Raw genomic sequence first — 3,123 nt, 5'->3', positions numbered from 1 at the left:
TGCGTATTATGGGTCTAAATTATGTTGAGAGGTTTGCTGCAAGCCTGAATGAAATCAAACGTGGGCGAGGGATATGCTCAATTAGAAAGGTCAGCTTGCTGACCTTTTTTAATGCTCATCGTGAGAATCGTTTTACGATTGAAGCCCGTAATATAATTTGCATAATACGTATGCAATTTATATTCACCTACACACCTTGTTTATTTATACATAGTCCCCATTTATTCTAAGTGTATGAATAGTAGGTAAGTATCTATGTCTTGTGGTATCAAAATTGAAAACTGTTTCGATGTTAGCTTTACAGATGTGAGTGTGGTTGGTTTTGATGTTGGTATGGACGTAAAAGATTCTGCCGACGTTCGTTTAAACCAAGTCGATTTTGGTGATTGTACAACAGGTTTCCGAGGACGAAATATAAGTCAGCTGAGAGCTACTAGTTGTTATCACGGTAGCATCAGGTCTTCGAAAAGCTTCTCTGCAAGCGACAAGATATGCTTTAACTATTCACTTCAATACCTAAGAGCAAAGGGTTACAACCCTTATTAATGGAGGTTTTTATGGCTGGGCCAATGTTTGACTTAGAAGGTTGTGATGATGCTGTTTTAGTAAACAATAAAACCACATCTGAGCAGTTTATCAAAGCGAGGAATTGTCCTCGAATTCATCTCGAAGGCAATGAAGCAGGTCTTAATACTTTGAGTGAATCTGGTATTCCGATTGATTCCCTTAGTACTGAACAAATAGATATTATAGTTTCAGAAGTCTTTTCCAAAGAAGGAAAATTCACCGCTGAAAGTAATGATTGGCTGAGTAATACAGCAACATTTGCTACGTTAGCTGCTGATGTGAAATGCACGATTATTGGAGCGTTAGTCGCTTCTGGTATTTCTTGTTATAAAAAATTACGTTCTCTAAAAGGCTAATTTAAACTCACTTTACTCTGCTATAAGCTTGCTTGTAGAGAGTAAAGTGAGTGGACAAACGTAGTGCGTCAGTCGGTAGTTCACTAGCATCAAGGTACACTATCTTTAATAGTGTACTCTTGGAAAAATATTTTCCGTTTCTCCTCAAAATTGAAACCTGTGACGAATTTCGATGAGCGATACTGAGCGAGGAGAAATGAGAAGCAGGTTGAACGAAAAGAGGTTGGGGTTCCTGTTACACCCCAACTAACTCCGGAATTCCGGAATTTATCGCAGTAACTTCTCGGTTTCGCTGACTGTAACGACGCTTGCGTCGTAGTCATCTCGGCTTAAATTTTTCATATCTTCAAAAAACGCTTCATGATCAGGAATCGTTTTCCACGTATACATTGTCACGACTTCATTTGGCACTCTAGAAAGAGCCATTTGGATGATGAACTCTTCCAAGTCCATTTTCTTATTGAGAGCCCCAGAGCAAATTTCGTTAGGCGTGATCTTCAGATGCTCAGCGAGTAATTTGATCTGAGTTGCTTTAGGTTCAGTCTCTCCATTTTCCCATTTCAAGTAGGTTTGTTTTGCTACTTTCACACGCTTTGCAATTTCTTCCTGCGTATAGCCACAGTCTATGCGAGCCGACTTAATTACATCTTTCAACATCAAAATATCCTTATGAGTACGCTTTTTTATAAGTATACCACCCGCATTTCGTACCACTGTGTTGAAATACGCTTTGTTGTCCTGTAGGTTATAAGAAAACGTACTTGACAGGGTTTTCCATTGTTCTTTATCGACCAACTTTTCATGCAACAAGACCATCACGAAGGGAATTTACCTTTCGTGGGACGTCATGTGATTGAAAGAGTCGAATTAGAAACAGGTGAAAGGCTGCCACCGTCCGTAAATCAAAAAATACTGGAGGGATCTTTTAGTACGAAATTGACGATCCGCTGCGATGGAACACGGGTTCGTGTTGAGGGAAATCCATCGCGTTGGCAACGCATTGATAATCTTTTTGGCCTTCAAACATTGGATGAATGTGTTGCAGTTTATAACCATGTTTTAGCTACTTATGATCTTCCACCATTTACCAAAAACACTCGCTTTTCTCATCGCCAATCGGCTGATGGAAAACCATCTTCGCTTATCGGTAATGGCGCTGAAATTACTCTAATCGACTGGACTCGAAATCACGCTGTAGGTAAGGGCAGGGAGCAATCATTTATACGCGGCCTATCTTCAATGCAAATTGGTCGAGGTCGAAAACCTAAACTTTATCCTGACGGAAATACATGTAACTGGGCTGAAGGCTCAACATGGCAAATGGATAAACTCTATCGAAAAGCTATTGAACTTAAACGTAATCTACTGAAATCAATAAAGAAAAATGACGAAGTATCACCAGAAACTCACCGATATATCAGTGACTTAATAGAGTATTGCGAAACATACGGCGTAGTACGTGAAGAACACAGTTTAAGGCAAACGTTATTAAAACGGCATAACTTACAGTTCTACGGATGCACTACAGAAAATGATTTTTACCATCACTTAAAAGATATTGAGAATGCTATGAATACGATACAGATATCGCACGATGAACATCAGTCGATCGCTCATCAACTTCTTGCGGCTGGAGCGGTCGAAACCTTACGCCAAGCTAACACAACAATGAGTTACTTCTCGATGTGGCAACACGGTACTGATTTACGAGAAGTAATGAAGCAATCACAGTTCTACCAACACAAAGCGCGCTTAAAAACGATTGGTATCGATATCGGTCAAAAGTTCGATGTGAGCCGTATGTGTCCGACATTGAAACGCTCTGACGTGATAGAAGTAAAACCGCTTGAAGTTCCGTCTTGGTACAAAATGCCAGTTGTTGCAGAAACCAATATTTTACCGTTCAGAGCTTACGCTTAGGAGTCTGTATGTTGAAAATCGAAGTGTTCAAAGAAGATGTGAAAATCACATCTAGAGTTATGCCAGGCAGAGACGGAAAACCATCTAGAACTATTTATGAGCAGGATGCCTATGTGTTTTTGGAAGGTCGGTTCCCAACGTTAACCAAAGTTCAGTTAGACGAAGGCCAAGAGCCTTACGAAGCTGGGCTTTATACATTCCACAGTTCATCTTACGTAGTGAATAACTTTAATAGCGTTGAGCTTAAAAAGTATGGAAAAATCATCGTACCGCTAGAAGT

General features: G+C 40.0%; 6 protein-coding genes. 5 read left to right on the top strand and 1 reads right to left on the bottom strand.

Annotated elements, in window-relative coordinates; translation table 11 throughout:
- The 3 genes from AB6D93_RS23715 to AB6D93_RS23705 all read left to right on the top strand — a co-directional run.
- Positions 1-230, top strand: a 230-nt coding sequence (locus tag AB6D93_RS23715; protein ID WP_372050376.1) for a hypothetical protein, incomplete at its 5' end; no start/stop codon positions are given.
- 25 nt (positions 231-255) lie between these two features.
- The gene (locus AB6D93_RS23710; protein WP_102333345.1) at positions 256-546 is read left to right on the top strand and encodes a hypothetical protein; all 291 of its coding nucleotides are present in this window, start codon (positions 256-258) and stop codon (positions 544-546) included.
- A gap of 11 nt (positions 547-557) precedes the next feature.
- Positions 558-923, top strand: coding sequence for a hypothetical protein (locus AB6D93_RS23705; RefSeq protein WP_102333344.1), 366 nt, complete (start codon positions 558-560; stop codon positions 921-923).
- 267 nt (positions 924-1,190) lie between these two features.
- Here AB6D93_RS23705 and AB6D93_RS23700 read toward each other — a convergent pair whose 3' ends face one another.
- Positions 1,191-1,580, bottom strand: a complete 390-nt coding sequence (locus AB6D93_RS23700; RefSeq protein ID WP_032546585.1) for a helix-turn-helix transcriptional regulator — start codon at positions 1,578-1,580, stop codon at positions 1,191-1,193.
- A gap of 120 nt (positions 1,581-1,700) precedes the next feature.
- On the opposite strand from AB6D93_RS23700, the gene AB6D93_RS23695 reads away from it, so the two are divergent.
- A complete protein-coding gene (locus AB6D93_RS23695; protein ID WP_029203023.1) occupies positions 1,701-2,843 on the top strand; it encodes a phage/plasmid replication protein, II/X family in 1,143 nt (380 codons plus the stop codon).
- An 8-nt stretch (positions 2,844-2,851) separates the two neighbouring features.
- Positions 2,852-3,123, top strand: a 272-nt coding sequence (locus AB6D93_RS23690) for a single-stranded DNA-binding protein (protein ID WP_372081687.1), incomplete at its 3' end; no start/stop codon positions are given.

This window comes from Vibrio sp. 10N.247.310.23 (assembly GCF_041467155.1).
GTDB classification, from domain to species: Bacteria; Pseudomonadota; Gammaproteobacteria; order Enterobacterales; family Vibrionaceae; genus Vibrio; species Vibrio crassostreae_C.
This window is presented reverse-complemented; position numbering and strand designations above follow the sequence as displayed.

What these genes read in the sequence shown, in the direction of transcription:
- AB6D93_RS23700 (WP_032546585.1), bottom strand. Translation starts at nt 1,580, where the DNA reads ATGTTGAAAGATGTAATTAAGTCGGCTCGCATAGACTGTGGCTATACG.
- AB6D93_RS23710 (WP_102333345.1), top strand. Translation starts at nt 256, where the DNA reads ATGTCTTGTGGTATCAAAATTGAAAACTGTTTCGATGTTAGCTTTACA.
- AB6D93_RS23705 (WP_102333344.1), top strand. Translation starts at nt 558, where the DNA reads ATGGCTGGGCCAATGTTTGACTTAGAAGGTTGTGATGATGCTGTTTTA.